Origin of the sequence: Intrasporangium zincisolvens (assembly GCF_034724055.1) — a bacterium.
Taxonomy (GTDB): domain Bacteria; phylum Actinomycetota; class Actinomycetes; order Actinomycetales; family Dermatophilaceae; genus Monashia; species Monashia zincisolvens.
In genome coordinates this window covers 75,195-100,610 of record NZ_JAWIIL010000011.1, presented here as the reverse complement: position 1 = coordinate 100,610, position 25,416 = coordinate 75,195, and the positions used below count along the sequence as shown (strand labels likewise).

26 protein-coding genes are annotated in these 25,416 nt (G+C 72.3%); 24 read left to right on the top strand and 2 right to left on the bottom strand.

Annotation, left to right across the window (positions count from 1 at the left end; translation table 11 throughout):
* Window positions 1–34 precede the first annotated feature (34 nt).
* The 22 genes from RY076_RS20875 to RY076_RS20770 all read left to right on the top strand — a co-directional run bounded on the left by RY076_RS20875 (window position 35) and on the right by RY076_RS20770 (window position 21,260).
* Window positions 35–1,219, top strand: a complete 1,185-nt coding sequence (locus RY076_RS20875) for a thiolase family protein (protein ID WP_323101384.1) — start codon at window positions 35–37, stop codon at window positions 1,217–1,219.
* Window positions 1,219–1,914: a 3-oxoacid CoA-transferase subunit A gene (locus tag RY076_RS20870; RefSeq protein ID WP_323101382.1), complete on the top strand. Its 696-nt coding sequence runs from the start codon at window positions 1,219–1,221 to the stop codon at window positions 1,912–1,914. The genes RY076_RS20875 and RY076_RS20870 overlap by 1 nt, the downstream gene beginning before the upstream one ends.
* Complete coding sequence (locus RY076_RS20865) at window positions 1,914–2,582, top strand: 3-oxoacid CoA-transferase subunit B (protein ID WP_323101381.1); 669 nt, start codon at window positions 1,914–1,916, stop codon at window positions 2,580–2,582. Before RY076_RS20870 ends, RY076_RS20865 begins: the two co-directional genes overlap by 1 nt.
* A gap of 102 nt (window positions 2,583–2,684) precedes the next feature.
* Window positions 2,685–3,359, top strand: coding sequence for an HD domain-containing protein (locus RY076_RS20860; protein ID WP_323101380.1), 675 nt, complete (start codon window positions 2,685–2,687; stop codon window positions 3,357–3,359).
* Between the two features lie 3 nt (window positions 3,360–3,362).
* On the top strand, window positions 3,363–4,133 hold the full coding sequence (locus RY076_RS20855) for an IclR family transcriptional regulator (protein WP_323101379.1): 771 nt from the start codon (window positions 3,363–3,365) through the stop codon (window positions 4,131–4,133).
* Window positions 4,134–4,198: 65 nt separating this feature from the next.
* Window positions 4,199–5,458, top strand: coding sequence for a cytochrome P450 (locus RY076_RS20850; protein WP_323101377.1), 1,260 nt, complete (start codon window positions 4,199–4,201; stop codon window positions 5,456–5,458).
* Window position 5,459: 1 nt separating this feature from the next.
* Window positions 5,460–6,587: a PEP/pyruvate-binding domain-containing protein gene (locus RY076_RS20845; protein WP_323101375.1), complete on the top strand. Its 1,128-nt coding sequence runs from the start codon at window positions 5,460–5,462 to the stop codon at window positions 6,585–6,587.
* A 69-nt stretch (window positions 6,588–6,656) separates the two neighbouring features.
* Window positions 6,657–8,501, top strand: coding sequence for a PEP-utilizing enzyme (locus RY076_RS20840; RefSeq protein WP_323101374.1), 1,845 nt, complete (start codon window positions 6,657–6,659; stop codon window positions 8,499–8,501).
* A 6-nt stretch (window positions 8,502–8,507) separates the two neighbouring features.
* Window positions 8,508–9,326 (top strand): SDR family NAD(P)-dependent oxidoreductase, encoded by an 819-nt coding sequence (locus tag RY076_RS20835; RefSeq protein ID WP_323101372.1) that lies wholly within the window; start codon window positions 8,508–8,510, stop codon window positions 9,324–9,326.
* Window positions 9,327–9,369: 43 nt separating this feature from the next.
* Complete coding sequence (locus RY076_RS20830; protein ID WP_323101370.1) at window positions 9,370–9,690, top strand: 2Fe-2S iron-sulfur cluster-binding protein; 321 nt, start codon at window positions 9,370–9,372, stop codon at window positions 9,688–9,690.
* Between the two features lies 1 nt (window position 9,691).
* A complete protein-coding gene (locus RY076_RS20825) occupies window positions 9,692–10,948 on the top strand; it encodes an NAD(P)/FAD-dependent oxidoreductase (protein WP_323101368.1) in 1,257 nt (418 codons plus the stop codon).
* A complete protein-coding gene (locus tag RY076_RS20820) occupies window positions 10,945–11,613 on the top strand; it encodes an HD domain-containing protein (RefSeq protein WP_323101367.1) in 669 nt (222 codons plus the stop codon). The genes RY076_RS20825 and RY076_RS20820 overlap by 4 nt, the downstream gene beginning before the upstream one ends.
* Complete coding sequence (locus tag RY076_RS20815; RefSeq protein WP_323101365.1) at window positions 11,610–13,097, top strand: aldehyde dehydrogenase family protein; 1,488 nt, start codon at window positions 11,610–11,612, stop codon at window positions 13,095–13,097. The genes RY076_RS20820 and RY076_RS20815 overlap by 4 nt, the downstream gene beginning before the upstream one ends.
* On the top strand, window positions 13,094–14,305 hold the full coding sequence (locus tag RY076_RS20810; RefSeq protein ID WP_323101363.1) for a 4-hydroxybenzoate 3-monooxygenase: 1,212 nt from the start codon (window positions 13,094–13,096) through the stop codon (window positions 14,303–14,305). Before RY076_RS20815 ends, RY076_RS20810 begins: the two co-directional genes overlap by 4 nt.
* A gap of 95 nt (window positions 14,306–14,400) precedes the next feature.
* The gene (locus RY076_RS20805) at window positions 14,401–15,663 is read left to right on the top strand and encodes an amidohydrolase (RefSeq protein WP_323101360.1); all 1,263 of its coding nucleotides are present in this window, start codon (window positions 14,401–14,403) and stop codon (window positions 15,661–15,663) included.
* 8 nt (window positions 15,664–15,671) lie between these two features.
* Window positions 15,672–16,328, top strand: a complete 657-nt coding sequence (locus RY076_RS20800; RefSeq protein WP_323101359.1) for a trimeric intracellular cation channel family protein — start codon at window positions 15,672–15,674, stop codon at window positions 16,326–16,328.
* A 112-nt stretch (window positions 16,329–16,440) separates the two neighbouring features.
* Window positions 16,441–17,232: a protocatechuate 3,4-dioxygenase subunit beta gene (pcaH, locus tag RY076_RS20795; RefSeq protein WP_413785811.1), complete on the top strand. Its 792-nt coding sequence runs from the start codon at window positions 16,441–16,443 to the stop codon at window positions 17,230–17,232.
* On the top strand, window positions 17,225–17,827 hold the full coding sequence (gene pcaG, locus RY076_RS20790) for a protocatechuate 3,4-dioxygenase subunit alpha (RefSeq protein ID WP_323101355.1): 603 nt from the start codon (window positions 17,225–17,227) through the stop codon (window positions 17,825–17,827). The genes pcaH and pcaG overlap by 8 nt, the downstream gene beginning before the upstream one ends.
* A complete protein-coding gene (locus tag RY076_RS20785; RefSeq protein WP_323101353.1) occupies window positions 17,824–19,239 on the top strand; it encodes a lyase family protein in 1,416 nt (471 codons plus the stop codon). The genes pcaG and RY076_RS20785 overlap by 4 nt, the downstream gene beginning before the upstream one ends.
* A complete protein-coding gene (locus RY076_RS20780) occupies window positions 19,236–20,036 on the top strand; it encodes an alpha/beta fold hydrolase (RefSeq protein ID WP_323101351.1) in 801 nt (266 codons plus the stop codon). The genes RY076_RS20785 and RY076_RS20780 overlap by 4 nt, the downstream gene beginning before the upstream one ends.
* Window positions 20,033–20,443: a 4-carboxymuconolactone decarboxylase gene (gene pcaC, locus RY076_RS20775; protein ID WP_323101349.1), complete on the top strand. Its 411-nt coding sequence runs from the start codon at window positions 20,033–20,035 to the stop codon at window positions 20,441–20,443. The genes RY076_RS20780 and pcaC overlap by 4 nt, the downstream gene beginning before the upstream one ends.
* Entirely contained in the window at window positions 20,436–21,260 is an 825-nt protein-coding gene (locus RY076_RS20770) for an IclR family transcriptional regulator domain-containing protein (protein WP_323101348.1), read from the top strand. Before pcaC ends, RY076_RS20770 begins: the two co-directional genes overlap by 8 nt.
* Here RY076_RS20770 and aroQ read toward each other — a convergent pair.
* Together aroQ and RY076_RS20760 are read right to left on the bottom strand one after the other, a co-directional pair.
* Window positions 21,250–21,720: a type II 3-dehydroquinate dehydratase gene (gene aroQ, locus RY076_RS20765; protein ID WP_323101347.1), complete on the bottom strand. Its 471-nt coding sequence runs from the start codon at window positions 21,718–21,720 to the stop codon at window positions 21,250–21,252. The genes RY076_RS20770 and aroQ overlap by 11 nt on opposite strands.
* A 75-nt stretch (window positions 21,721–21,795) precedes the next feature.
* Window positions 21,796–22,833: a LacI family DNA-binding transcriptional regulator gene (locus tag RY076_RS20760; RefSeq protein ID WP_323101345.1), complete on the bottom strand. Its 1,038-nt coding sequence runs from the start codon at window positions 22,831–22,833 to the stop codon at window positions 21,796–21,798.
* A 165-nt stretch (window positions 22,834–22,998) separates the two neighbouring features.
* Here RY076_RS20760 and RY076_RS20755 point away from each other — a divergent pair, with 165 nt between their 5' ends.
* Window positions 22,999–24,432, top strand: coding sequence for an MFS transporter (locus RY076_RS20755; RefSeq protein WP_323101344.1), 1,434 nt, complete (start codon window positions 22,999–23,001; stop codon window positions 24,430–24,432).
* Window positions 24,433–24,486: 54 nt separating this feature from the next.
* Window positions 24,487–25,407, top strand: a complete 921-nt coding sequence (locus RY076_RS20750; RefSeq protein WP_323101343.1) for a shikimate dehydrogenase — start codon at window positions 24,487–24,489, stop codon at window positions 25,405–25,407.
* Window positions 25,408–25,416 lie beyond the last annotated feature (9 nt).

Sequence of the window (25,416 nt, the reverse complement as noted above, 5' to 3'; positions counted from 1 at the left end):
TCACCATATCGAAGCAGCCTCGTAGGCTCGCACCGTGACCTCGTTCGTCTATGCAGCCCTCCGCACTCCCTTCGGCAAGTTCAACGGCAGCCTCGCCGCGACGCGCCCCGACGACCTTGCCGCCCATGCGATCTCGTCGCTCCTCGCCCGCACGCCCGGGCTCGACCCGGCCCGGGTCGACGACGTCGTGTGGGGCAACGCCAACGGCGCCGGGGAGGAGAACCGCAACGTCGGTCGCATGGCGGCGCTGCTGGCCGGGATGCCGGTCGGCGTGCCGGGCACGACCGTCAACCGGCTGTGCGGGTCGAGCCTCGACGCCGTCCACATCGGCTCCCGGGCCATCGAGACGGGTGACGCCGACATCGTGCTCACCGGCGGCGTCGAGTCGATGACGCGCGCCCCGTGGGTCATGCCCAAGCCGTCGCGGCCCTTCCCCGCCGGCGACATGACCGCGGTCTCGACCGCCCTCGGCTGGCGCCTCGTCAACCCCCGGATGAACCCGGCGTGGACCGTCTCCCTCGGGGAGGCCAACGAGCAGCTCCAGGAGAAGTTCGGCATCTCGCGCGAGCGGCAGGACGAGTTCGCCGCCCGCTCGCACACCCTCGCGTACCAGGCGTGGGAGGACGGTTTCTACGACGACCTCGTCGTGCCCCTCGAGGGGTCCGAGCTGACCCGCGACGAGAGCATCCGCCCCGGCAGCACGGTGGACACGCTCGCGACCCTCAAGCCCTCCTTCCGCACGGACGGCACCATCACCGCCGGCAACGCCTCCCCGCTGAGCGACGGAGCGTCCGCCGTCCTGCTCGGCTCCGAGGCCGCGGCGGACGCCATCGGCACGAGCCCGCTGGCCCGCATCGCCGGCCGCGCCGGCTACGCCCTGACGCCGCAGGAGTTCGGCTACGCGCCGGTCGAGGCCGCGAACCGTGCGCTCGAGCGAGCCGGCATCGGCTGGGACGCCGTCGGGGCGGTCGAGCTCAACGAGGCCTTCGCGGTGCAGTCGCTGGCCTGCCTCGACGCGTGGAAGGTCGACCCCGACATCGTCAACACCCGCGGTGGCGCCATCGCCATCGGCCACCCGCTCGGCGCGTCCGGGGGCCGCATCGTCGGAACCCTCGCCAAGGTCCTCCGCGAGCGGGGCGAGCGCTGGGGCGTCGCGGCGATCTGCATCGGCGTCGGCCAGGGCCTGGCCGTCGTGCTCGAGAATGTCGAGGCGAGCTGATGGGCCGGACCAGCATCGTCGAGTCCGCCGACGCCGCGGTCGAGGGCATCGAGGACGGCTCGACGGTGCTCGTCGGCGGTTTCGGGCTCGCCGGCATGCCCTTCGACCTCATCGACGCCCTCATCCGCCAGGGCGCGACCGACCTGACCGTCGTGGCCAACAACGCGGGCAACGGCGAGGTGGGCCTCGCGGCCCTGCTCAAGGCCGGCCGCGTGCGCAAGGTCGTGTGCTCCTTCCCGCGCCAGGTCGACTCCTACGTCTTCGACGACCTCTACCGCACCGGGCGCGTCGAGCTCGAGGTCGTCCCCCAGGGCAACCTCGCCGAGCGGATGCGGGCGGCGGGCGCGGGCATCGGCGGCTTCTACTCCCCCACGGCGGTGGGCACCCCGCTCGCCGAGGGCAAGGAGTCACGGGTCATCGACGGACGCGAGTACCTGCTCGAGCTGCCCATCCGCGGCGACTACGCCCTCGTCTCGGCACATCGGGCCGACCGGATGGGAAACCTCGTCTACCGCAAGACCGCCCGCAACTTCGGGCCCGTCATGGCCACCGCCGCCGACACGACGATCGTCCAGGTCTCCGAGATCGTCGAGACCGGCGCGCTCGACCCGGAGGCCGTCGTCACGCCGTCGATCTTCGTCGACCGCGTCGTCCGGGTCGAGGCCCGCCACTACACCGTCCAGGGAGCCCGCTGATGCCGACCACCACAGAGCACCTCGACCGCGGACCGCTGTCGATGGACGAGCTGGCCGCGGTCATGGCCGCCGACATCCCGGACGGGTCGTTCGTCAACCTCGGCATCGGGCAGCCGACGAAGATCGCCGACCACCTCACCGCCGAGCAGGGCGTCGTCCTGCACACCGAGAACGGGATGCTCAACATGGGTCCGGCGGCGTCGGGCGACGACGTCGACGCCGACCTCACCAACGCCGGCAAGGTGCCGGTGACCGAGCTGCCCGGCGCCTCCTACTTCCACCACGCCGACTCCTTCGCGATGATGCGCGGCGGCCACCTCGACGTGTGCGTGCTCGGCGCGTTCCAGGTGTCCTTCGACGGCGACCTCGCCAACTGGGACACCGGCGAACCGGGGTCGATCCCCGCCGTCGGCGGCGCGATGGACCTGGCGATCGGCGCGAAGCAGGTCTTCGTCATGATGCGGCTCTTCGGCAAGGACGGCACCCCCAAGCTCGTCCCGCGCTGCACCTACCCGCTCACCGGCGTCGGCTGCGTCAGCCGGGTCTACACCGACCACGGCGTCTTCCGCGTCGGCCCCGACGGCGTCGACCTCGTCGCCACGTACGGCACGAGCGCCGACGAGCTGCGCGAACGGCTCGGGCTCCCGTCCGCCGTCGGCACCGCCTGACCACCGCGAGCGGCCCGGGCGACCCCGACCGACACCGGCCCACTTCCACTGGGTGGAACCGGCCCCTTGTCCGCGCGGCCCGGGCCGCGGTGCAATGGCGGCGTGCTGCCCAAGCTCGAGCCCCGTGCCAACCACTACGGCCAGGACGTCGCCCGGTCCGTCCCCGACCCCACCGGCGCCGCCCTCGACCCCCACCATGCCGACATCTGGCACCGCGCAGCCCCGTACCTCGCGGTGCGCGACAACGACGTGCACACCCTCTACGCGCACGGGCTCGCGCGTGCCCTCCTCGGGCACCACCCGGAGGCGGACCCGGAAGTCGTCCTGCCCGCGATCCTGCTGCACGACACCGGGTGGTCGCAGGTGCCGGAGCCGGAGGTCCTCGCCGCGATCGCCCCCGGGGCAGGCAACCCCGAGACGGTCCTGCGCCACGAGAAGGAGGGCGCCCGCATCGCCATGGCCATCCTCGCCGACGTGGGCCACGACGCCTCCCGCGCGGCCCGGGTCGTCGAGATCGTCGACGGCCACGACAGCCGCCGGGAGGCCCTCTCGGTCGAGGACGCCATCGTCAAGGACGCCGACAAGCTCTGGCGCCTGACGCCGCACGGCGTCGACACCGTCATGGACTGGTTCGGCCTGACCCGTGCGCAGGCCCACCGCCTCATCGACGCGCGGGTCCACGACCACCTGTTCACCGACGCCGCACGCACCATGGCGCGCGCCCTGTCGGCCGTCGCGGGCGCCGACACGCTCCCCCAGCGCATCGCCCTCGGCTGAAGAATGGCCGGTCGGGGCGAGGACTCCTCCGCGCCGGGGCGCACCGTCACGAGCAAGGCGCTGGCCCTCCTGGCCGCCTTCGAGAGCGCGCCCGGTCCGCTGTCGCTGACGCAGCTGGCCGAGCGGGCCGAGCTGCCGCTCCCGACGGCCCACCGGCTCGTCGCCGAGCTCGTCGACTGGGGCGCCCTCGAGCGCGACGAGCACGGCAGGTACGCCGTGGGGCTGCGCCTGTGGGAGATCGCCCAGAACGCCCAGCGCGAGCTGCGCGACGCGGCGCGACCCTACCTGCAGGACCTCTTCTCACTGACGCAGGAGACGGCCCACCTCGCGGTGCGCGAGGGCCACGAGGCCCTCTACATCGACCGGATCTACAGCTCCAAGCGCGTCCCCCGCGCCTCGCGCGTTGGGGGGAGGCTGCCCCTGCACGCGACGGCGGTCGGGAAGGTGCTCCTCGCGTTCGAGGAGCCGTGGGTCCGTGACGCCTACGTCGCCCGCGACCTGGAGGCCCCCACCCGGCGCACCCACATCAACCCCACGCGCCTGCTGGCCGAGCTCGACGCCATCCGCGACCAGGGCTATGCCACGACGTACGAGGAGGTGCGTCCGGGGTCGTGCTCGATCGCCGTCCCGGTCCAGGCCGGCGACGGGCGCGTCGCGGCCTCGATCGGCCTCGTCATGCTGTCGACCCAGGCCGACCGCATGGTGCGATACCTGCCCACCCTGCGGGGCGTGGCGGCACGCATCGAGCCGGCCGTCTCCCGCTGGAGAGCGTGAAGTCACTTCCGTCCAGTGGAAGTCGGCCGTTGTATGGAACCTCGTGGCACGGTCACGATGAGGGCATGTCGAAGACGACGCAGACCTCCACGGCGCAGGCCGGCTGTCCGGTCCACCACGGCTACGAGCCCTTCAAGCTCGACGACCCGTTCCCGGCGTACGCCGAGCTCCGTCAGGAGGAGCCGGTCATGTACGACGAGCGGATCGGCTACTGGGTGGTGACCCGCTACGACGACGTCAAGGCCGTCTTCGACGACTGGGAGACCTTCAGCAGCGAGAACGCGCAGGCACCCGTCCGCGAGCGCGGTCCCGAGGCCGCGCAGATCATGAAGGACGGCGGGTTCACGGCGTACTCCGGCCTGTCGGCCCGGGTGCCCCCGGAGCACACCCGCATCCGCAAGGTGGTCGCGAAGGCGTTCACGCCGCGTCGCTACAAGGCCCTCGAGCCGACGATCCGCGCCAACGTCGACGCCCAGGTGGAGGCCTTCCTCGCCCGCCCGGGGCGTCGGGCCGACCTCGTCCGCGACCTCGCGTACACCGTGCCGACGGTCACCATCCTCACCCTCATCGGCGCGGACGTGTCGCAGGTCGACACCTACAAGCGGTGGTCCGACTCGCGCGCCGCGATGACGTGGGGCGACCTGTCCGACGACGAGCAAGTGCCGCACGCGCACAACCTCGTCGAGTACTGGCAGGAGTGCCTGCGGCTCGTCGCCGAGGCGCACGCGACGCAGCCCGACAGCCTCGTCGGCGACCTCGTGCGGGCGCAGCGGGACGGCGACCCGATCAGCGACCACGAGATCGCCTCGATCTGCTACAGCCTGCTCTTCGCCGGGCACGAGACGACGACGACGCTCATCGCCAACACCCTGCGCGTGCTGCTCGCCCACGCCGACCAGTGGCAGCAGGTGGTGGCCGACCCGACCCGCATCGCCGCGGCCGTCGACGAGGTGCTGCGCTACAGCCCCTCGATCGTCGCGTGGCGCCGGCGCGCCACGCGGGCGGCCACGATCGGCGGCGTCGACGTCCCCGAGGGCGCGAACGTCCTGCTCGTCATGGGGTCGGCCAACCGCGACGGGTCCCGGTTCGACGACGCCGAGTCGTTCGACATCTCCCGCCCGAACGCGCGCGAGCACCTCGCGTTCGGGTTCGGCATCCACTACTGCCTGGGCAACATGCTCGCCAAGCTCCAGGCCAAGATCGCCGTCGAGGAGGTCGCGCGCCTGGCGCCCGGCCTGCGCCCGGTGCAGGACGAGCCGGTGCACTTCGGCGACAACCTGTCCTTCCGCGTCCCCCTCGCCGTCCCCGTCACCTGGGAGGCCTGACATGACCACCACCACGCCCGACGCGTACGTCCAGTTCTTCGACGGCGGCGCCGAGCCCCGCCACGAGCTGCTCGGCGGGAAGTGCGCCTCGCTCGTCACCATGACGGCCGCCGGCATGCCCGTGCCACCCGGGTTCGCCGTGACGACGCTCGCCTACGACCGGTTCGTCGAGGTGGCCGGCATCGCCGCCGAGATCCACTCCAAGCTCGCGACGCTCTCGCCCGACGACGTCTCCGCGGTCGACTCCGTGTCGGCCTCGATCCGCGACGCGATCTGCTCGCGGCCGGTCCCGCCCGAGGTCAACACCCAGGTCGTCGCAGCCTACGAGCAGCTGCAGTCCCGGTTCGAGTCCGAGGTGCCGGTCGCCGTGCGCTCGTCCGCGACGGCCGAGGACCTGCCGGGAGCGAGCTTCGCCGGCCAGCAGGACACCTACCTGTGGCTCACCGGCATCGACACGGTGCTGCAGCACATCCGCGCCTGCTGGGCCTCGCTCTACACGAGCCGGGCCATCCTCTACCGCCTCAAGAACGACATCACCGACGAGGGCCTGTCGATGGCGGTGGCCGTGCAGAAGATGGTCAACTCCGCGGTGTCCGGCGTCGCCATGACGATGAACCCGACCAACGGCGACCGGTCGAAGGTGACCATCGACTCGTCCTACGGCGTCGGCGAGATGGTCGTCTCCGGTCAGGTGACCCCCGACAACATCGTCGTCGACAAGGTCGTCCTCTCCACGGTGAGCCAGACCGTCGGTGACAAGCACGCAGAGCTCGTCCCCGACTTCGCGCTGGGCCGGCTCGTGGAGCGCGACGTCGAGGCCGAACGTCGGGCCCGGCTCAGCCTCACCCCGGAGCAGGTGACGGCCGTCGCCACCATGGCGAAGGCCGCCGAGAAGCACTACGGCTGCCCTCAGGACGTCGAGTGGGCCTTCGACCGCGACCTGCCAGAGGGCTCCGACCTCCTTCTCCTGCAGGCCCGCCCGGAGACGGTGCACTCCGCGCCGCGCACCTCCACGGCAGGTTCCGACGCGCAGCAGGCCAGTACTCCTGCCGCCCCGACTGCCCCGACGACAGGGTTCAGCCTCTCCGGCCTCACCTCCCGGCTCACCGGCGGCCAGTCCGGCCACTGACGCCCACCGGGCCGACGCCGTACGTCCGCCCAAGCCCTGCTTCTCCCACTCGCGACAAGGAAGTCCGACATGACCACCGACCTCACGGCCGCCCCCGCCCCCACGATGAAGTCCTTCCCGAAGCCCTCCGAGCTGGCCGTGCCTCCCGGCGCCGAGGGCTGGGAGGACCTCTACCCGTACTTCCTGTCGTTCCGGAACCTCAGCGGCGACGAGGACGAGAAGTTCTGGTTCTGCGACAGCCAGCACTGGCCGACGGTGTTCAAGCCGTTCGAGACGATCGGTGGTGAGTTCGCGGTCAAGTGCCTCGGGCAGTACAACACCCGGCACCTGCTCATCCCGCCGGCCAACGGCATCGAGTTCAAGATCCACCTCGGTTACCTCTACATGAGCCCCGTGCCCGTGCCCGAGGCAGAGGTTGCTGCCCGTGTGCCCGAGTTCGAGCGACGTGCGGGCCACTACTTCCAGAACTGGGACAGCATGCTCGACGGCTGGCACACCAAGGTGCGCGCCACCATCGCCGAGATGGAGGCTCTCTCGTTCGAGTCGCTGCCCGACGCCGTCCCCTTCGACGACATCGTCGGCGGCGTGGCCAAGGACGGGTCGGAGAAGCTCATGGAGAGCTACGACCGCCTCATCCAGCTGTGCTACCAGAACTGGCAGTACCACTTCGAGTTCCTCAACCTGGGCTACCTCGCGTACCTCGACTTCTTCGGCTTCTGCAAGCAGCTCTTCCCCGGCATCCCCGACCAGTCGATCGCCAAGATGGTGCAGGGCGTCGACATGGAGCTGTTCCGCCCCGACGACGAGCTCAAGAAGCTCGCGCTGCTCGCCGTCGAGAAGGGCCTGCAGCCGGCGTTCTCCGACACCGACGACGTCCAGGGCACCCTCGGCCGGATCGCGGCGATCGACGGCGGCGCCGAGTGGCTCACCGCGTGGACCGACGCGCAGGACCCGTGGTTCAACTTCACCGTCGGCAACGGCTTCTACGGCCACGACAAGTACTGGATCGAGCACCTCGAGATCCCCCTCGGCTACGTCAAGGACTACATCCGTCGGGTCGAGGAGGGACACCAGATCCTGCGCCCGGTCGACGAGCTCGTCGCCGAGCGCGACCGCGTGGTGAGGGAGTACCGAGACCTCGTGCCGGCCGAGCTGGTCGCCGACTTCGACGCGAAGGTGGGCCTGGCCGCGACCGCCTACCCGTACGTCGAGAACCACAACTTCTACATCGAGCACTGGACGATGGGCGTCTTCTGGCGCAAGGTCCGCCAGCTCGGGCGCGTCTTCGCCGACGCCGGCTTCTGGGCCGACCAGAGCGACCTGCTGTACCTGACCCGCGGCGAGGTGCGCGACGCGATCTTCGACCTCGTCACCGGCTGGGCCGTCGGCGCCGAGCCGACCGGACCGCACTACTGGCCCCAGGAGATCGAGCGCCGACGCGGCATCATCGACGCCCTGTCGACCCAGCGTCCGCAGCCGGCCCTCAACACGCCGCCCGCCGAGATCACCGAGCCGTTCACGATGATGCTCTACGGCATCACGACCGAGCAGGTGCAGCAGTGGCTCGGCGACGACGACTCCGCCGAGTCGGGCACGATCACCGGCATGGCCGCCTCCCCGGGCGTCGCCGAGGGCCCGGCGCGCGTGATCACCCACGCCGACCAGCTCGGCGAGGTGCAGGAGGGCGAGATCCTCGTCGCCACGATCACCGCGCCCTCGTGGGGTCCGATCTTCGGCAAGATCAAGGCGACCGTCACCGACATCGGCGGCATGATGAGCCACGCAGCCATCGTCTGCCGGGAGTACGCCCTCCCCGCCGTCACCGGCACCGGCAACGGGTCGACGACGATCCGCACCGGCCAGCGCATCCGGGTCGACGGCAACACCGGCCGCGTCGAGCTGCTCGAGGACTGAGCCGTCGTGACCGACCCCACCCCCACCACCTCCGGCGCCAGCTCAGGCACCAGCTCAGGCACCAGCTCAGGGCGCACCGACGCCTCCGACCGCACCGTGCTCGTCACGGGCGCGGCCGGAGGGCTCGGCCGCAGCTTCGCCCTCGGGTTCGCCGAGCGCGGCTACCGCGTCGCCGTCGCCGACATCAACGCCGACGGCGTGGCCGAGACCGCGCGCCTCATCGAGGAGGCGGGCGGAAAGGCCTGGCACGGAACGGTCGACGTGACGTCGGCGGCCTCGACCGAGGAGCTGGCGCGGGAGGTCGCGGCGTTCGGCAGCGGCCGCATCGACGTCGTCGTCAACAACGCCGCCGTCTACGCGACCCTCAACCGGTCGCTCCTCGAGGACATCGACCCCGACGAGTGGGACACCGTCATGGCGGTCAACCTCAAGGGCCCCTGGCTCGTCGTGCGGGCCTGCAGCCCCTACCTGGCCGAGGGCGGCAGCGTCGTCAACCTCGCGTCGGCCACCGTCTACAGCGGGTCGGAACAGTGGCTGCACTACGTCGCCTCCAAGGGCGGGGTCATCGCCATGACCCGCGTCATGGCCAAGGAGCTGGGCCGGCGCGGCATCACCGTCAACGCCATCGCGCCGGGCTTCACCCTCACCGAGGCGAGCCTCGGGCTCATGGCCAACGCCGAGCAGTACGGCGTCGACCGCGGTGCCCTGCGACGCTCGAGCCAGCCCGGGGACATCGTCGGCGCCGCGCTCTTCCTCGCCGGCCCGGACAGCGCGTACATGAGCGGCCAGACCCTCGTCGTCGACGGCGGCCGCCAGTTCATCTGAGCAGCCACACCGACACCAGCGACCCGACCACAGGAGCAGACCCATGGCACAGATCACCTACACCGACACCACCGGCGACGCGCGCACGGTCACGGCCACCGTCGGGGACTCCGTCATGGAGACCGCGGTGCGCAACGGCGTGCCCGGCATCGTGGCGGAGTGCGGCGGGTCGCTGTCCTGCGCCACCTGCCACGTCTTCGTCGAGGACTCCGACTTCGCCGGCCTGCCTCCGATGGAGGACATGGAGGACGAGATGCTCTACGGCGCTGCGGTCGACCGCGGCCCGACCTCGCGGCTCTCGTGCCAGATCAAGGTCGTCGACGACATGGACCTGCACGTCACGACCCCCGAGACGCAGGTCTGACATGTCCGGCCTGCTCATCATCGGCTCGTCCCAGGCAGGGGTGCAGCTCGCGGTGTCGCTGCGGGCCCTCGGCCACGAGGGCCCGATCACCCTGCTCGGCGAGGAGAACCACCGTCCCTACCAGCGACCTGCCCTGTCCAAGGAGTTCCTCCAGGACGTCATCACCAAGGAGTCGCTGATCTTCCGCACCCAGGAGTACTGGGACGAGCACCGCATCACGGTGGTCAAGAACGAGCGGGTCGTGCGCATCGACAAGGCGGCCGACGGCTCCGGGGTGGCGCACGCGATCTCCGGGGCGCAGTTCCCGTTCGACCGGCTCGCGCTCACCGTCGGCGCCCGCGCCCGACGCCTGTCGCTGCCCGGGGCGGACCTGCCGGGGGTGCTCTACCTCCGCAACGCCGACGACGCCCTCGAGCTGAAGGCTCGCGTCCCAGCGGTCCAGGACGTCGTCGTCATCGGCGGCGGCTTCATCGGCATCGAGGCCGCCGCGAGCCTGCGCAAGCTCGGCAAGACCGTCACGCTCGTCGAGGCCGGGCCCCGCCTCGTCGGCCGCGCCGTCGGCGACGAGACGGCAGAGTTCCTCCGGGCCCACCATGCGGCGGCCGGCATCGACGTCATCCTCGACGCCACGGTGGACCGCATCACGCCGCGGGCTGAGCGAGGCGACCGCGTCGGCGGCGTCGAGGTCGACGGCCGGAGCATTCCCGCCGACCTCGTGCTCGTCGGCGTCGGGGTCGTGCCGAACACCGAGCTCGCCGAGAGCATCGGCCTGACGTGCGACAACGGCATCGTCGTCGACAGGTACGCCGTCGCGTCCGACGGCGTGACCCTCGCGCTCGGCGACGTCGCCAACCAGCCGAACCCCGTCGCCGGAGCGCCGGAGGGCGACCGGGTGCGGTTCGAGAGCGTCAACAACGCCGTCGAGCAGGCCAAGGTCGCGGCCTACTCGATCACCGGGCGCCAGGAGGAGTACGCCGGCATCCCGTGGTTCTGGTCGAACCAGGGCGACCTCAAGCTGCAGATCGCCGGTCTCAGCTCGGGACACGACCGCACCGTCGTGCGCCGCGACGACGCCCGGGGAAAGTTCTCCGTCCTCTACTACCGCGGCGGGCGCATCATCGCCGCCGACTGCGTCAACACCCCACTGGACTTCATGGCGGTGAAATCCGCTCTCGCACAAGGCGCCTCGATCCCGCCCGATGAGGCCGCCGACCCTGACACCCCGCTCAAGTCGATCACGAGGAACGACCCGCGATGACTCACCCCCTGCCCCAGACACCCGTGGCCGCCGCCGGCCCCGTGGACACCTCACCCATCACCCTGACGCCCGCCGGCGGCGTCGACCTCGACCCGGTGTGGAGGAGCGTCGTCCCCGAGACCCGCACCCGCGGCAACGACATCCACCTGCCGATCTCGCTCGCGTACGCCGAACGCCTGTGCCGCGCCTACCCGCAGGCCGACGCGCGCCTCGTGCGCGTCGCGATCCTGCTGCACGACACCGGCTGGGGACGGGTCGACGAGAGCCGGATCATCTCCGAGGGCTTCGGCGGCGACTGGCGCAAGGCCGCGATCCGCTTCGAGCACGAGAAGCAGGGCTGCGTCATCGCCCGCGAGGTGCTGCCGCCGTTGGGCTATGACGAGCAGTTCGTCGACGACGTCTGCGCCATCATCGACGGCCACGACACCCGGCACGAGGCGTACAGCCTGGAGGACGCGATGATGCGCGACGCTGACCGGCTGTGGCGCTTCGACCCGGCCGGGATCGCTCTGGCATCAGGCTGGTTCGGCATGGACCCGGCGACGTACACCGACCGGCTGCGCGCCGAGATCATTCCCGAGCTGCTCACCGAGGCCGGCATCGACATGGCGACTGCGGCCCTCGACCGGGCCACGGCCCTGCTCAAGACGGACGTGCTGCGATGACCCTGCGCCGAGCCGACCTCGACCTGCCCTGGACCCACGTCGACGACCACTACGTCGACGGTCGGTGGACGCCGTCGACCGGTGACGCCCGCACCCAGGTCGTCGACCCGGCCACCGAGGAGGTCTGGGGCTCGGTCCCCGACGCGACGCCGGACGACGTCGAGGCCGCGATGACGGCCGCCGACCGCGCCTTCGACAGCGGCCCGTGGCCGAGGCTCACCGCCACGGAACGCGCCGAGCACCTGCGGCGCATCGCCGACGAGATCGAGAAGCGCGCCGAGCCCCTCGCGCTGACGATCTCACGGGAGAACGGGACGCCGCTGTCCGAGAGCCGTGGCGCGGCGGGCAACGCGGCCGGCATCTTCCGCTGGTTCGCCGGCATCGCCGACCACCTCGACGCCGAGGACGTCCGACCGTTCCCGGCCCTTGCAGGCTCCGAGTCGGTCGTGCGCCGCGACCCCGTCGGGGTGTGCGTGCTCATCGCCCCGTGGAACTTCCCGATCAACCTCGTCGCCATCAAGCTCGCGCCCGCGTTGCTGGCGGGCTGCACCGTCGTCGTCAAGCCGGCCTCGCCCACGCCGCTGTCGATCCGCTTCGTCGTCGAGGCGGTCGAGGCGGCCGGGGTGCCGGCCGGGGTGGTCAACCTCCTCACCGGGTCGGGTGCCGTCGGCGACGCCCTCGTGCGCCACCCCCGGACGGCCAAGGTCGCCTTCACCGGGTCGACGCCGGTCGGTCGCAGGATCGCGGCCGCTTGCGGCGAGCTGCTGCGGCCGGTGACGCTCGAGCTCGGGGGCAAGTCGTCGGCGGTCGTCCTGCCCGACGCCGACCTCGAGGCCATGTCGGCCGTGCTCATCCGCTCGTGCATGCGCAACACCGGCCAGACCTGCTACATCAGCACCCGCATCCTCGCCCCCTCCGAGCGCTACGACGAGGTCGTCGACATGGTGACGCGCACGATCAGCGAGGGCCTGCAGGGCGACCCCCTCGACGACGACACGGTCTTCGGCCCGGTGGCCACCAAGGCCCAGTACGACAGCGTGCTCGGCCACCTCGAGTCGGCGCGCCAGGAGGGCGCTCGCGCCACGACCGGCGGACGGGCCCGCGACGGGCACGGCTACTTCGTCGAGCCGACGGTCCTCGCCGACGTCACCCCTGACATGCGGGTCGCCCGCGAGGAGATCTTCGGCCCGGTCATCACGGTGCTGCGCTACGAGACGGTCGAGGAGGCCGTGGCCCTCGCCAACGACACCGGCTTCGGGCTCGGCGGGCTCGTCTTCTCCAGCGACCCGGTTGCTGCCCAGGCGGTGGCGGAGATGATGGACACCGGCTCGGTCGGCATCAACTTCTTCGCCTCGAACCACAGCGCACCGTTCGGTGGTCGCCACGACTCCGGGCTCGGCGTCGAGTACGGCCTCGAGGGGCTCGCCGCTTACGTCACGTTCAAGTCGATCCACCGCCGCACGCCGACCGAGGAGAACCGATGAGCGCGTCGACGACGAGGACCACCGTCGGCATCGTGGGCGCGGGCCCGGCCGGGCTCATGCTCTCGCACCTGCTGCACCGGGCCGGCATCGAGTCGGTCGCCGTCGACAACCGCACCAGGGAGGAGATCGAGCAGACGGTGCGCGCCGGCATCCTCGAGGCCGACAGCGTGCGCCTGCTCGTCGACACCGGCGTCTCGGACCGCGTGCTGCGAGAGGGCCACGCGCACGACGGCATCGAGCTGCGCTTCGGCGGCGTCGGACACCGCTTCGACTTCAAGGGCCTCGTCGGCGAGTCCGCCTGGCTCTACCCCCAGACCGACGTGTTCATCGACCTCGCGACGTCCCGGGAGCGCGACGGGGCCGACGTCCGGTTCGGCGTCACCGACACCCGCGTCGAGGACGTCCTCGGAAGCCGGCCACGGATCCACTTCACCGACTCCTCCGGCGTGGAGCAGGTCGTGGAGTGCGACTACCTCGTCGGGGCCGACGGGTCGCGCAGCATGTGCCGCCACGAGATCCCGGAGGCCCAGCGCCGGCAGTTCTCGAAGGAGTACCCTTTCGCGTGGTTCGGCATCCTCTGCGAGGCCCCGCACAGCGCACCAGAGCTCGTCTACGCCCACTCCGACCGCGGCTTCGCCCTCATCAGCCAGCGCTCGGAGACGTTGCAGCGCATGTACTTCCAGTGCGACCCCGACGAGGACGTCGACGCCTGGAGCGACGACCGCATCTGGGAGGAGCTGCAGGCCCGGGTGAGCGGTCCCGACGGCTTCACCCTCAAGGAGGGCCCGATCACCGACCGGACGGTGCTGCGCTTCCGCAGCTTCGTGTGCGAGCCGATGCGCCACGGCAACATGCTGCTCGCCGGCGACGCCGCGCACACGGTCCCGCCCACCGGCGCCAAGGGCCTCAACCTCGCCCTCGCCGACGTCGCGGTGCTCGCCGAGGTGCTCGAGCAGGCGGTGAAGACCGGCGACAAGGACGTGCTCGACTCCTACAGCCCGCGGGCTCAGGCGAGGGTCTGGAAGGCCCAGCACTTCTCCTACTGGATGACGAGCATGCTGCACACCGTCCCGGGGGCCAGCGACTTCGACCGACGCCGACAGCTCGGCGAGCTGTCCATGGTGACCGGGTCGGAGGCCGGGTCCCGCTACCTCGCCGAGGCGTATACCGGCTGGCCCACCGCTCCGCGCCCCCTGGGCTCGGTCTAGCACCGTCGTTCGGCCGGATGCCTCACCCTGCCGGCGCCCAGACCGAAGGCCTACGGTGGGCGGAGGCGTCGCGAGAGCAGCAGGAGAGGAAAACGATGTCCGAGTCCGCCGTTGCCGCAGTGCTGTCCGACCTCGAGACCTGCCGGCCCTGGCAGGAGGACTTCTACCGTCACCTGCACCAGCACCCGGAGCTGTCCCACCAGGAGCGGCAGACCGCGGCGGCCGTCGCCGAGCGACTGCGCGGCAGCGGCTACGAGGTGACCGAGGGCGTCGGTGGCACCGGCGTCGTCGGTCTGCTGCGCAACGGCGACGGCCCGTCGGTGCTGCTGCGCGCCGACATGGACGCGCTCCCGGTCGAGGAAGCGACCGGGCTGCCGTACGCCAGCACGGCCACGGCGTCGGCCACCGACGCCGCCGAGCCGGTCCCGGTGATGCACGCGTGCGGGCACGACGTCCACGTCACCTGCCTCCTCGGCGCGGCGGACCTGCTCTCCCGGCACCGCGAGGTTTGGAGCGGCACCCTGGTGGCGCTGTTCCAGCCGGCGGAAGAGCTGGGCGACGGCGCACGCCGGATGGTCGACGACGGCCTCGCTGGTGTCATGGGATCCGTCGACGTTGCCCTGGCCCAACACGTCCTGCCTGGGGTGGCCGGCACCGTGGGCACCCGGGCGGGGGCAGTCCTGTCCGCGGCCGACAGCATGCGCGTCACGGTCCACGGGCGCGGCGCGCACGGCTCGATGCCGCAGGCGGCGGTCGACCCCGTCGTGCTGGCGGCGATGATCGTCATCCGGCTACAGACCGTCGTCTCCCGCGAAGTCGCCCCGACGACGCCGGCCGTCCTCACCGTCGGCAGCATCCGGTCCGGGACCAAGAGCAACGTCATCGGCGACCACGCCGTCCTCGAGCTCAACGTCCGCACCTACGACGAGCAGACCCGCGCCTCCGTCCTCGAGGCCATCCGACGCATCGTCGTGGCCGAGTGCCAGGCGTCCGACTCGCCCGCCGAGCCCGAGTTCGAGCTCTTCGACCGGTTCCCGCCGACGGTCAACGACGACGCGACGACCGAACGCGTCCGCGCCGCGTTCGCCCGCCAGTTCGGCGACCTCGCGACCGAGCTGCCGCTGCAGAGCGCGAGCGAGGACTTCAGCGACCTGCCCACAGCCCTCGGCGTCCCGTACACCTACTGGGGCATCGGGGGCACCGACCCCGACGCCTACGGCGCGGCCGTCGAGGCCGGCACCGTGGCCAAGGACGTCCCCGTCAACCACTCCCCGTTCTTCGCGCCCGTCGTGCAACCGACGCTCGACACCGGCACCTCGGCCCTCGTCGTCGCCGCGCTGGCCTGGCTCGGACGCTGACCGCGTCGATGAGCGGCTCGGCGACCGCGTCGATGAGCACGTCGAGCGTCCTCCTGCTCGTGCTCGACCTCGCCGGCACCTTCGTGTTCGCGCTCAACGGAGCCCTCACCGCCATCCGGGCAGCCCGCCTGGACATCGTCGGCGTCGTGGCCCTCGGCATGTTCACCGCGATGGGCGGTGGCATCATCCGCGACGTGCTCATCGGGTCGTTGCCCCCGGCCACCTTCAGCGACTGGCGGTACCTCGTCGTCGCCGCCGTGGGCGCCCTCCTCGCCTTCTTCCTGGGCCCGCGATTCGACCGGATCGCCTTGTCCATCAACATCTTCGACGCGATGGGCCTGAGCCTGTTCGCCGTCACGGGTTCGCTCAAGGCGCTCGACTCGGGAATGGCTCCGCTGCCGGCGGTCCTGCTGGGGGCGATCACCGGCGTCGGCGGTGGCACGCTCCGCGACGTCCTCCTCGGGCACGTGCCCACGGTTCTGACCAGCGGCCTCTACGCGATCCCGGCCCTCGTCGGCGCGACCGCCCTGGTCACCGCGCACGAGCTGGGCGTCCAGGGACTCGTGGGGGCTCTCGTCGCCGCGGGGCTGTGCTTCGGCATCCGGGTCGTCGGCATCCGCTACGACCTCAACGCCCCGGCGCCCCGGGGCAGGCCCCCCGGATGAGCCGGCGCCCCGACGGCCGGGCACCCGAGTGTTCGCATAGCGAACTGTTGTGCATTATGCGAACACGTTGCTACGGTTCGGGTACGGAGACGAGGAGGTCACCATGAGCGAGATGCTCACCGAGCGGTCGGAGAGGCCCGAGGCGCCCGACCGCGACAGCCAGGCGGCAGTCAGCGCCGAGATCGCGGCGGCGCACGCCGACGACGAGGCGCAGGGCGTCGTGCGCCTGCAGCCGCGCCTCGACTTCCCGGCCTACCGCAGCGCCGAGCTGCGGCACCCGACCAAGGACCTGCGGCACGCCGACCCCGAGGGCATCGAGCTCGTCGCGCCGGTCTTCGGCCAGCGCGACGTCGACCCGCTCGAGTCCGACCTGACCATCCAGGCGGGTGGCGAGCCGATCGGCGAGCGCATCCGCATCGCCGGCCGGGTGCTCGACGGCGACGGCCGCCCGGTCCGGGGCCAGCTCGTGGAGGTCTGGCAGGCCAACGCGGCCGGACGCTACATCCACAAGCGCGACCAGCACCCGGCGCCCGTCGACCCGAACTTCACCGGGGTGGGCCGCACCATCACCGGCGACGACGGCTCGTACTCCTTCGTGACGATCAAGCCCGGCCCCTACCCCTGGCGCAACCACCGCAACGCGTGGCGGCCGGCCCACGTCCACTTCTCGCTCTTCGGCACCGAGTTCACCCAGCGCCTCGTCACACAGATGTACTTCCCGGGCGACCCGCTCTTCGCGCTCGACCCCATCTACCAGGCGATCACTAACCAGCCGGCCCGCGACGGGCTCGTCGCGGCCTACGACCACGACACCTCCGAGCACGAGTGGCTGCTCGGCTACCGGTGGGACATCGTCCTGACCGGCACCCACGCGACTCCGATGGAGGAGGGCGAGCATGCCTGAGGCACAAGCCAACCCGCCACGCAGCGCTGAGCCGGTCCTCGCGCCGACGCCCGGCCAGACGGTCGGACCCTTCTACCACTACGCCCTGCCCTTCGAGGACGGCGAGCACCTCGTCCCCGCCGGCACGCCGGGCTCGGTGCGGCTCCACGGCACCGTCACCGACGGCAACGGCGCACCGGTGCCGGACGCGCTCCTCGAGATCTGGCAGCCGGACGCCGACGGCCGCGTCGTGCGCGAAGCCGGCTCGCTGCGCCGCGACCCCGGGGTCTTCACGGGCTTCGGCCGCACCCAGACCTGGCGCGACGGCGGCTACTCGTTCACCACCGTGGAACCCGGGCCCATGGCCGAGGGGGCGGCGCCCTTCATCGCGATGACGGTCTTCGCGCGCGGGCTGCTCAACCGCCTCTTCACCCGGGTCTATCTGCCCGAGCCGGCGTCGGCGCTCGGGTCCGACCCACTGCTCTCCTCCCTCGAGCCGGCCGAGCGGGCGACGCTGGTGGCGTCTCGCGAAGCCGACGGGTCGCTGCGTTTCGACGTCCGTCTCCAGGGTGACGGCGAGACCGTCTTCCTGCGGTTCCCGAGGCACGAGGTGTGAGCGGCCTCCTCGAGCCCGGCGCTCCCCGCGCTGCCGGCCTCACCGACGACCGAGCGGTGCTCCAGGCGATGCTCGACGTCGAGGCGGCCTGGGTCCGCGTCCAGCGGCGCCTCGGGCTCGTCACCGACGAGGTCGTGGCTGCCGTCGCGCAGGCCTGCGTCGCCGAGGACCTCGACGCCGCGGCGATCGCCGCGGAGGCCGAGGGCGGTGGCAACCCCGTCATCCCGACGCTCGCAGCGCTGCGTGAGCGGGCCCGGGGCCTCTCGGGCCGTCCGCACGACCACGCCGACGCCGTCGTCGCCGCGACCGACGCCGCCGCCACCGACGCCGTGGCCGCGATCCATCGCGGCCTGACGAGCCAGGACGTCGTCGACACCGCCGTCATGCTCCTCGTCGCCCGGGCGGGCGAGGCGCTGGAGCAGCATCTGCGCAGCGCCGCCGACGCAGCGGCCCACCTGGCCGTCGAGCACCGCGACACCGTGCAGGTCGCCCGCACCCTCGCGCAACCCGCCCTGCCGACCACTTTCGGACTCAAGGCAGCCGGCTGGCTCGGCGCGCTCGACGACGCTATTGACGAGCTCGCCGCGGTCCGGCGCGGCCTGCCGGTCCAGTGCGGTGGTGCGGCCGGCACGCTCGCCGCCGTGGAGGCGCTCTCGCCCGGCCGCTCGGGGGACGCTGCGGCGATGCTGGCCGAGGAGCTCGGCCTCGCCGACCCGGGCCGGCCCTGGCACACCGACCGCGGCCCGATGACGCGCGTCGGCGACTGCCTCGTGCGTGTGGCCGACGCGACGGGCAAGGTGGCCGCCGACGTGATCACGCTGTCGCGCGCCGAGATCGCGGAGGTGCACGAGCCGTCCGGCGACGGGCGGGGCGGCTCCTCGACCCTGCCCCAGAAGCGCAACCCCGTCCTGTCCGTCCTCGTGCGCGCGGTGGCGATCGAGGCTCCCCACCTCGGCGCGACGCTCCACAGCGCCGCCGGTCTGGCTGTCGACGAACGGCCCGACGGTTCCTGGCACGCCGAGTGGGGTGCCCTGCTGCGCCTGCTCCGCCGGGTCGTCGTCGCGGCCGCCCAGACCCGCGAGGTCCTCGACGGCCTCGTCGTCGACGCCACCACGATGCGACGCAACGTCGACGCCGTGGGTCCGGCGCTCGTGGCCGAGCGCCTGCTCCGCGAGGTGGCCCGGCTGCCCGGCGGGGCGTCGGCCGTCAGCGCGCTGCGCCCGGCCCTCGTGGGCGGCGCGCGGGCCCGGCACCTCACGCCGGTGCTGCGCGCCTACCTGCCCGACGACGTCCTGCCCGACGACGCCATCGCCGACCTTCTCGAGCCGGCCCACTACCTCGGCGCCGCCGGCGAGCTCGTCGACCGCGCCGTCGCCCGCCACCGGGCCATTGCACCGGGGAGCCCCGCATGACGATCCCGATCACCCTGACGCGGCTGACGGCGTCCGAGCGGCCCGCCGGCCTGCTCGTCGTCGGCCCCTCGCTGGGCACCGCGGTGACACCGCTCTGGTCCGCCTGCGCCGCCCTGCTGCCCGACCTCGCGGTCGTGGGCTGGGACCTGCCGGGCCATGGGGCCGGCGCGCCCTACGACCACCCCTTCACCGTCCAGGACCTCGCCCGAGCGGTCGTCGCCGCGACGGACGCGCTCCGGGCCGAGGCCCGAGGTCCCGTCGTGTACGCCGGCGTCTCCCTCGGCGGGGCCGTCGCGCTGGCGCTCGCGATCGACCACCCCGACGCCTTCCACGGCGTCGCCAGCATCGCGTCGGGCGCGAAGATCGGCGAGGCTGCCGGCTGGTACGAACGGGCCGACCTCGTCCGCCGCGCCGGCACGCCGGTCATGGTCGAGGGGTCGGCCAAGCGGTGGTTCGCGCCGGGCTCGGTCGAGCGCGACCCCGCGAGCGCCGCGGCCCTGCTCGACTCGTTGCAGCACGCCGACGCGGCCAGCTACGCGCGGTCCTGCGAGGCCCTCGCCGAGTTCGACGTGCGGGCCGACCTCGGTCGGGTGCGCATCCCCGTCCTCGCCCTCGCGGGCGAGCACGACCAGGCCGCGCCGCCCGAGCTGTCCGAGCTCGTCGCCGCGGAGACCGGCGGCACGTTTCGGCTCGTCGCCGACGCCGCCCACCTGCCGCCCGCCGAACAACCCGCCACGACTGCCCGCGAGCTCACCGCCTTCCTGGCCGGACGCGTCGCCGAACGGAGGATCCCATGACCGACGACAGCCGCGCGCGCACCGCGGAGGAGGCGTACGCCGACGGCACGGCCGTGCGCCGCGAGGTCCTGTCCGACGCGCACGTCGACCGCGCGCAGGAGCGCACCACCGCCTTCACCGAGCCGTTCCAGGACCTCATCACCCGCTACGCCTGGGGTGAGATCTGGACGCGCCCGGGCCTCGACCGCCGCACCCGGAGTGCCATCACGCTCACGGCCCTCGTCGCCCGCGACCACTGGGACGAGTTCGCCATGCACGTGCGGGCCGCCCGGCGCAACGGCATGACCGCGGCGGAGATCCAGGAGGTGCTGCTGCAGGCGGCGATCTACCTCGGAGTGCCGTCCGCCAACCACGCCTTCGCGATCGCCGAGCAGGAGCTCACGCGGTACGAGGCAGACCATGGCTGACGCACCCGGCGGTGGAGAGATCGTCCGGTCCGTCGCGAAGACGCTCGACGTCATCCGCGCGTTCGACGCCGAGCACCGTGACCTGACCCTCAGCGACGTCGCGCGGCGCACCGGGCAGACCCGGGCCAGCGCCCGGCGCTTCCTGCTCTCGCTCGAGGCACTCGGCTTCGTGCGCAGCCAGGGGCAGCTCTTCTCGCTCACCCCGCGGGTGCTCTCGCTCGGCCACGCGTTCCTGTCGTCGCTGCGTCTGCCCGACGTGGCCGAACCGCACCTCAAGGCGCTCACCGCCGAGGTGGGCGAGTCGACGTCGGCGTCCGTCTTCGACGGCGACGACATCGTCTACGTCGCCCGGGTGCACGCCCGCCGGATCATGGCCGTCGAGATCAGGGTCGGCACCCGGTTCCCCGCCTATGCCACGTCGATGGGCCGCATCATGCTCGCCTTCGCGCCGGAGGAGGCGCTCGAGGCCTACCTCGGCCGGGTCGTGCTCGAGCCGCTGACGCCACACACCGTCGCCGACCCGCCCGCCCTGCGCGAGGAGCTCGGGCGCGTCCGTGAGCGCGGCTGGGCGCTCGTGGACCAGGAGCTCGAGGTCGGCCTGCGCTCCCTGGCGGCACCCGTCTTCAACCCCCGCGGCGAGGCCATCGCAGCCATCAACGTGTCGACGACCGCCGCGTCCTCGGGGCGGTTCGCCGACGAGGAGCTCGCCTCGCGCCTCGTCGCGACCGCGCGGGCGATCGGCGACGACCTGAGGCTGGCCCGCCCGGAGATGGCCGACGAGCCCCAGCGCTGGGGCGCGCCCCGCGTCAGTCGCTGATCGTCGCCCCGGCGGTGGTCGCGGCGAGCTGCGCGATCCGGGCGATGGCGAGCACGTAGCCCTGGGTGCCACAACCGACGATGACACCGTCGGCCACGTCGGAGAGGTACGAGTGCCCCCGGAAGGCCTCGCGGCGGTGGACGTTGCTGATGTGGACCTCGATGACGGGCGCCGTCACGACCGCGAGCGCGTCGCGGATCGCCACCGACGTGTGGGTGAGGGCGGCGGCGTTGACGACGAGACCGACGGTGGAGTGTCGCAGCTCCTGGATCGCGTCGACGAGGACGCCCTCGTGGTTGGACTGCCGGAAGTCGAGGTCGAAGCCTGCGGCGTCGGCGGCCCGCACGCAGAGCTGCCTGACGTCGTCGAGGGTCTCGTGGCCGTAGACCTCGGGTTGGCGCTCCCCCAGGAGGTTGAGGTTCGGGCCGTTGAGCACGGCGACACGGGGTCGTTCGGTCATGGTGGTTGTGATCCTTCGGTCGGCCGGGTGGCGGTCGGGCTGAGCGGTCGGGCGGGGCACGTATCGGTGTCGAGGTCAGGTTGCGGTCGCGCGCGCCGGCTGGGGTGCCGGTCCGGTCGAGCCGCGGACGACGAGCTGCGTCGGGGCGACGATGTCGGCCGGGGACTCGCGCTCGAGCCGGGCCTGCTCGCGCACCAGGGCCACGAGCAGGTCGACCGCCGAGCGGCCGGCCTGCTCGGTGCGGTCGCTCAGCGTGGTGAGGGGCGGGTCGCAGAAGTCGGCGCCGAAGATGTCGTCGAAGCCGACGATGCTGACCTCCTCCGGCACCGAGATACCGCGAGCCTTCAAGCGTTTGAGGGCCCCGATGGCCATGAGGTCGTTGTGGGCGATGACCGCGGTGGCGCCGTCGGCCAGGGCCGCCTCGCCGGCGAGCAGACCGCCCTCGATCGACGGGTGGTACGGCCCGAGCCGGCGCACCGTGAGTCCGTGCTTCTTTGCCGCAGAGGAGATCCCGGCCCAGCGCTGTCGGCCGAGCCACGACTCCGGCGGCCCGGCGAGGAAGATGGCCCGGCGGTGCCCGAGGGCGACGAGGTGCTCGACGATCTGGCGCGTCCCGCTCTGCTGGTCGGGGCTCACGCTGGACACGCCGGGGACGCGGCGGTTGACGAGGACCACCGGCATCGCCGCGTTGAACTGCAGGATCCTCGCGTCCGCGAGCCGGCTCGAGCCGAGCAGGAAGCCGTCGACGCCCGGGGTGAGCCGTTCGACCATTCGCGCCTCCGCGCGGGCGTTCTCCTCGCTGTCGCCGATGACGAGGATGTGGCCGGTCGCCTCGGCCTGGCGCTCCGCGCCGCGGATCAGGCCGGCGAAGTAGGGGTTGGTGATGTCGGGCAGGACGAGGGCGAGCGTGGCGGTGCGGCCCGTGCCGAGCGCGCGGGCTGCCGGGCTCGGGCGGTATCCGAGACGGGCCGCAACCTGCTGCACGTGCTCCCGCGTGACGACGTTGACCCGGTCCGGGTTCGTCAGGGCTCGTGACACGGTCGAGGCCGCGACCCCCGCCTCGCGGGCCACGTCGGTGATGGTCACGGCGTGCGGACGCCTCGGTGACGGCATGTGGCAAATTTTGGCAAACGTTTGCCACCCTTCGCAAGGCGTCTCTACCGTCGAGACAGCCAAAGGCCCTCCGGGGCCACCACCAGAACACCGCCGTTCTCGTCCCTCGGCAGAGGCAGGCCCTCGCGGGCCCGGACGAGGTGGCCAGGCACAGGAGGATCGACAATGACGCCAGTCCCCAGTCCGGCAGCACCCGAGCCGCGGCCCGACGCGGCCACCTCGCAGTCCGGCACGGCCACGGCGCACGACGCCCGAACCCCCAAGAAGGCGGCCGTCGCCGCCTGGGTCGGCAGCGCGCTCGAGTACTACGACTTCGTCATCTACGGCACGGCCGCGTCGCTGATCTTCCCCAAGATCTTCTTCCCCGAGGGCAACCCGGCCGCCGCCACCGTCGCCTCGCTCGCCACCTTCGGCGTCGGCTACGTCGCACGGCCCGTCGGCTCCTTCCTGCTCGGTCACGTCGGTGACAAGCTGGGCCGCAAGAAGGTCCTCATCTTCACCCTGCTGCTCATGGGCATCTCGACGTTCCTCGTCGGCTGCCTGCCCACCTACCAGAGCATCGGCATGCTCGCCCCGATCCTGCTCGTGGTGCTGCGCCTGCTCCAGGGGTTGTCGGCGGCCGGCGAGCAGGCCGGGGCCAACTCGATGTCGTTCGAGCACGCGCCTGACCACCGCCGCGGCTTCTTCACGAGCTGGACCCTCAGCGGCACCCAGGGCGGCCAGGTGATCGCCCCGGCGATCTTCCTGCCGCTGGCGGCCCTGCTGTCCGAGGACCAGCTGCTGTCGTGGGGCTGGCGCGTCCCGTTCTTCCTCAGCGCCGTCGTGGTCGCCGTCGGGTTCGTCATCCGCCGCCGGCTCGACGAGACCCCCGCCTTCGAGTCCGAGGTGCAGTCCGGGGGCGTCCCGCGCACCCCGCTGTCCATCCTTCTCCGCGACCACTGGCGTGCGGTGCTCCGGGTGATGTTCGCGGCCTTCGTGGCCATGGTGAACACCCTCTACACGGTCTTCGCCCTCGCCTTCGCGACGAAGGACACCTACGGCGTCGGCTTCAGCTCGACCTTCATGCTGTGGGTGGCGATCATCTCCAACCTCGTGGCCATCGCCGTGATCCCCTTCTGGGGCAGCGTCTCCGACCGCGTGGGCCGCAAGCCGGTCTTCCTCGGCGGCCTGGCCGGCTCCGCCGTGCTGTCGGCCGCCTACGTGGCCGTCATCGCGAGTGGCAACCGCGCGATGACCGCCGTCGTCGGCATCCTGCTCGCCGGGATCGTGTACAGCGCCACGAACGCCGTGTGGCCCTCCACGTACGCCGAGTACTTCCCGACCAGCGTCCGGCTCTCGGGCATGGCGGTCGGTACGCAGTTCGGTTTCGCCCTCGCGGGGTTCACCCCGACGATCGCCGCGGCCCTGCTCGGCGGCACCGGCGCGGGGTGGCCCAAGGTCGCCGGCTTCGCCGTCGTCGCCTGCGCCATCTCGGCGATCGCGGTGGCCACCGGCCCCCGGGGTACCCACCGGGTGCCCACGAGCGAGCTGGGGCGACGCACCGTCCGGGCCTCGGCGCCCGTGAGGACGGCAGCCGTCACCCGTGAGGCGACCAGGTAGCAGCACCGGTTCCAGCACCGGGTCAGAGCACGGACAACGGAGAGAGTGCAGATCATGACGTCACAGCAGCACCGTAGGTCGTTCGCCATCGGCCTCCTCGGAGAGCACATCGGCAGCTCGCTCGCCGCTCCCCTGCAGGAGACCGAGGCGGCCGCGGCGGGCCACGCGTTCGCCTACCGCCTCGTCGACGCGGCCGAGCTCGGCCTCGGTCCGGGCGACGCCGCCGACGTGCTGCGCTGGGCGGTCCGCCTCGGCTTCGACGGCCTCAACGTCACGCACCCGTTCAAGAACGTCGTGCTCGACCTCGTCGACGACGTGTCGCCCGAGGCAGCCGCGCTCGGGGCGGTCAACACCATCGTCATCCGCGACGGGCGCACCGTCGGTCACAACACCGACTGGGTCGGCTTCGCGTCCGCCCTGTCGGCGACGCTGCCCGACGCGGTCGGCCAGGACGCCCTCCTGCTCGGGGCCGGCGGGGCCGGCGTCGCCGTCGGCTACGGCGCGCTCCGGGCCGGGGTGCGCCACCTGCGGGTGGCCGACACCTCGCCGGAGCGGGCCCAGGCCGTCGTCGACCGCCTCGAGGCGGCGGTCGGCCCCGGACGGGCCACCGTGCACCTCGACGTCGCGTCCGCACTGGACGGCGTCGGCGGGCTCATCCAGGCCACTCCAGTCGGGATGACGGGCACCCCGGGCATGCCGCTCGACCCCGCCCTGCTGCAGCCGGGCCAGTGGCTGGCCGAGATCATCTACTTCCCGCTCGAGACCGAGCTCGTCCAGGCGGCCCGGGCCAGGGGGTGCAGCACCATGACCGGCGGCGCCATGGCCATCCACCAGCACGCGGCGGCCTACGAGCTGTTCACGGGCGAACCGGCCGACGTGGTCCGGATGACCCAGCACTTCACCCGGCTCACGGGCCTGCGGGTGCTTGGTTCATCCGACGCCTCTGCGCCGGCCGCCTCTTCGATCGCTGGATGAGGAGCCTTG

What these genes read in the sequence shown, in the direction of transcription:
- RY076_RS20865 (WP_323101381.1), top strand. Translation starts at nt 1,914, where the DNA reads ATGCCGACCACCACAGAGCACCTCGACCGCGGACCGCTGTCGATGGAC.
- RY076_RS20780 (WP_323101351.1), top strand. Translation starts at nt 19,236, where the DNA reads ATGACGATCCCGATCACCCTGACGCGGCTGACGGCGTCCGAGCGGCCC.
- RY076_RS20855 (WP_323101379.1), top strand. Translation starts at nt 3,363, where the DNA reads ATGGCCGGTCGGGGCGAGGACTCCTCCGCGCCGGGGCGCACCGTCACG.
- RY076_RS20820 (WP_323101367.1), top strand. Translation starts at nt 10,945, where the DNA reads ATGACTCACCCCCTGCCCCAGACACCCGTGGCCGCCGCCGGCCCCGTG.
- RY076_RS20800 (WP_323101359.1), top strand. Translation starts at nt 15,672, where the DNA reads ATGAGCGGCTCGGCGACCGCGTCGATGAGCACGTCGAGCGTCCTCCTG.
- RY076_RS20760 (WP_323101345.1), bottom strand. Translation starts at nt 22,833, where the DNA reads ATGCCGTCACCGAGGCGTCCGCACGCCGTGACCATCACCGACGTGGCC.
- RY076_RS20770 (WP_323101348.1), top strand. Translation starts at nt 20,436, where the DNA reads ATGGCTGACGCACCCGGCGGTGGAGAGATCGTCCGGTCCGTCGCGAAG.
- aroQ (WP_323101347.1), bottom strand. Translation starts at nt 21,720, where the DNA reads ATGACCGAACGACCCCGTGTCGCCGTGCTCAACGGCCCGAACCTCAAC.
- RY076_RS20815 (WP_323101365.1), top strand. Translation starts at nt 11,610, where the DNA reads ATGACCCTGCGCCGAGCCGACCTCGACCTGCCCTGGACCCACGTCGAC.
- RY076_RS20750 (WP_323101343.1), top strand. Translation starts at nt 24,487, where the DNA reads ATGACGTCACAGCAGCACCGTAGGTCGTTCGCCATCGGCCTCCTCGGA.
- RY076_RS20840 (WP_323101374.1), top strand. Translation starts at nt 6,657, where the DNA reads ATGACCACCGACCTCACGGCCGCCCCCGCCCCCACGATGAAGTCCTTC.
- RY076_RS20845 (WP_323101375.1), top strand. Translation starts at nt 5,460, where the DNA reads ATGACCACCACCACGCCCGACGCGTACGTCCAGTTCTTCGACGGCGGC.
- RY076_RS20825 (WP_323101368.1), top strand. Translation starts at nt 9,692, where the DNA reads ATGTCCGGCCTGCTCATCATCGGCTCGTCCCAGGCAGGGGTGCAGCTC.
- pcaG (WP_323101355.1), top strand. Translation starts at nt 17,225, where the DNA reads ATGCCTGAGGCACAAGCCAACCCGCCACGCAGCGCTGAGCCGGTCCTC.
- RY076_RS20755 (WP_323101344.1), top strand. Translation starts at nt 22,999, where the DNA reads ATGACGCCAGTCCCCAGTCCGGCAGCACCCGAGCCGCGGCCCGACGCG.
- pcaH (WP_413785811.1), top strand. Translation starts at nt 16,441, where the DNA reads ATGCTCACCGAGCGGTCGGAGAGGCCCGAGGCGCCCGACCGCGACAGC.
- RY076_RS20805 (WP_323101360.1), top strand. Translation starts at nt 14,401, where the DNA reads ATGTCCGAGTCCGCCGTTGCCGCAGTGCTGTCCGACCTCGAGACCTGC.
- RY076_RS20850 (WP_323101377.1), top strand. Translation starts at nt 4,199, where the DNA reads ATGTCGAAGACGACGCAGACCTCCACGGCGCAGGCCGGCTGTCCGGTC.
- RY076_RS20830 (WP_323101370.1), top strand. Translation starts at nt 9,370, where the DNA reads ATGGCACAGATCACCTACACCGACACCACCGGCGACGCGCGCACGGTC.
- pcaC (WP_323101349.1), top strand. Translation starts at nt 20,033, where the DNA reads ATGACCGACGACAGCCGCGCGCGCACCGCGGAGGAGGCGTACGCCGAC.
- RY076_RS20870 (WP_323101382.1), top strand. Translation starts at nt 1,219, where the DNA reads ATGGGCCGGACCAGCATCGTCGAGTCCGCCGACGCCGCGGTCGAGGGC.
- RY076_RS20810 (WP_323101363.1), top strand. Translation starts at nt 13,094, where the DNA reads ATGAGCGCGTCGACGACGAGGACCACCGTCGGCATCGTGGGCGCGGGC.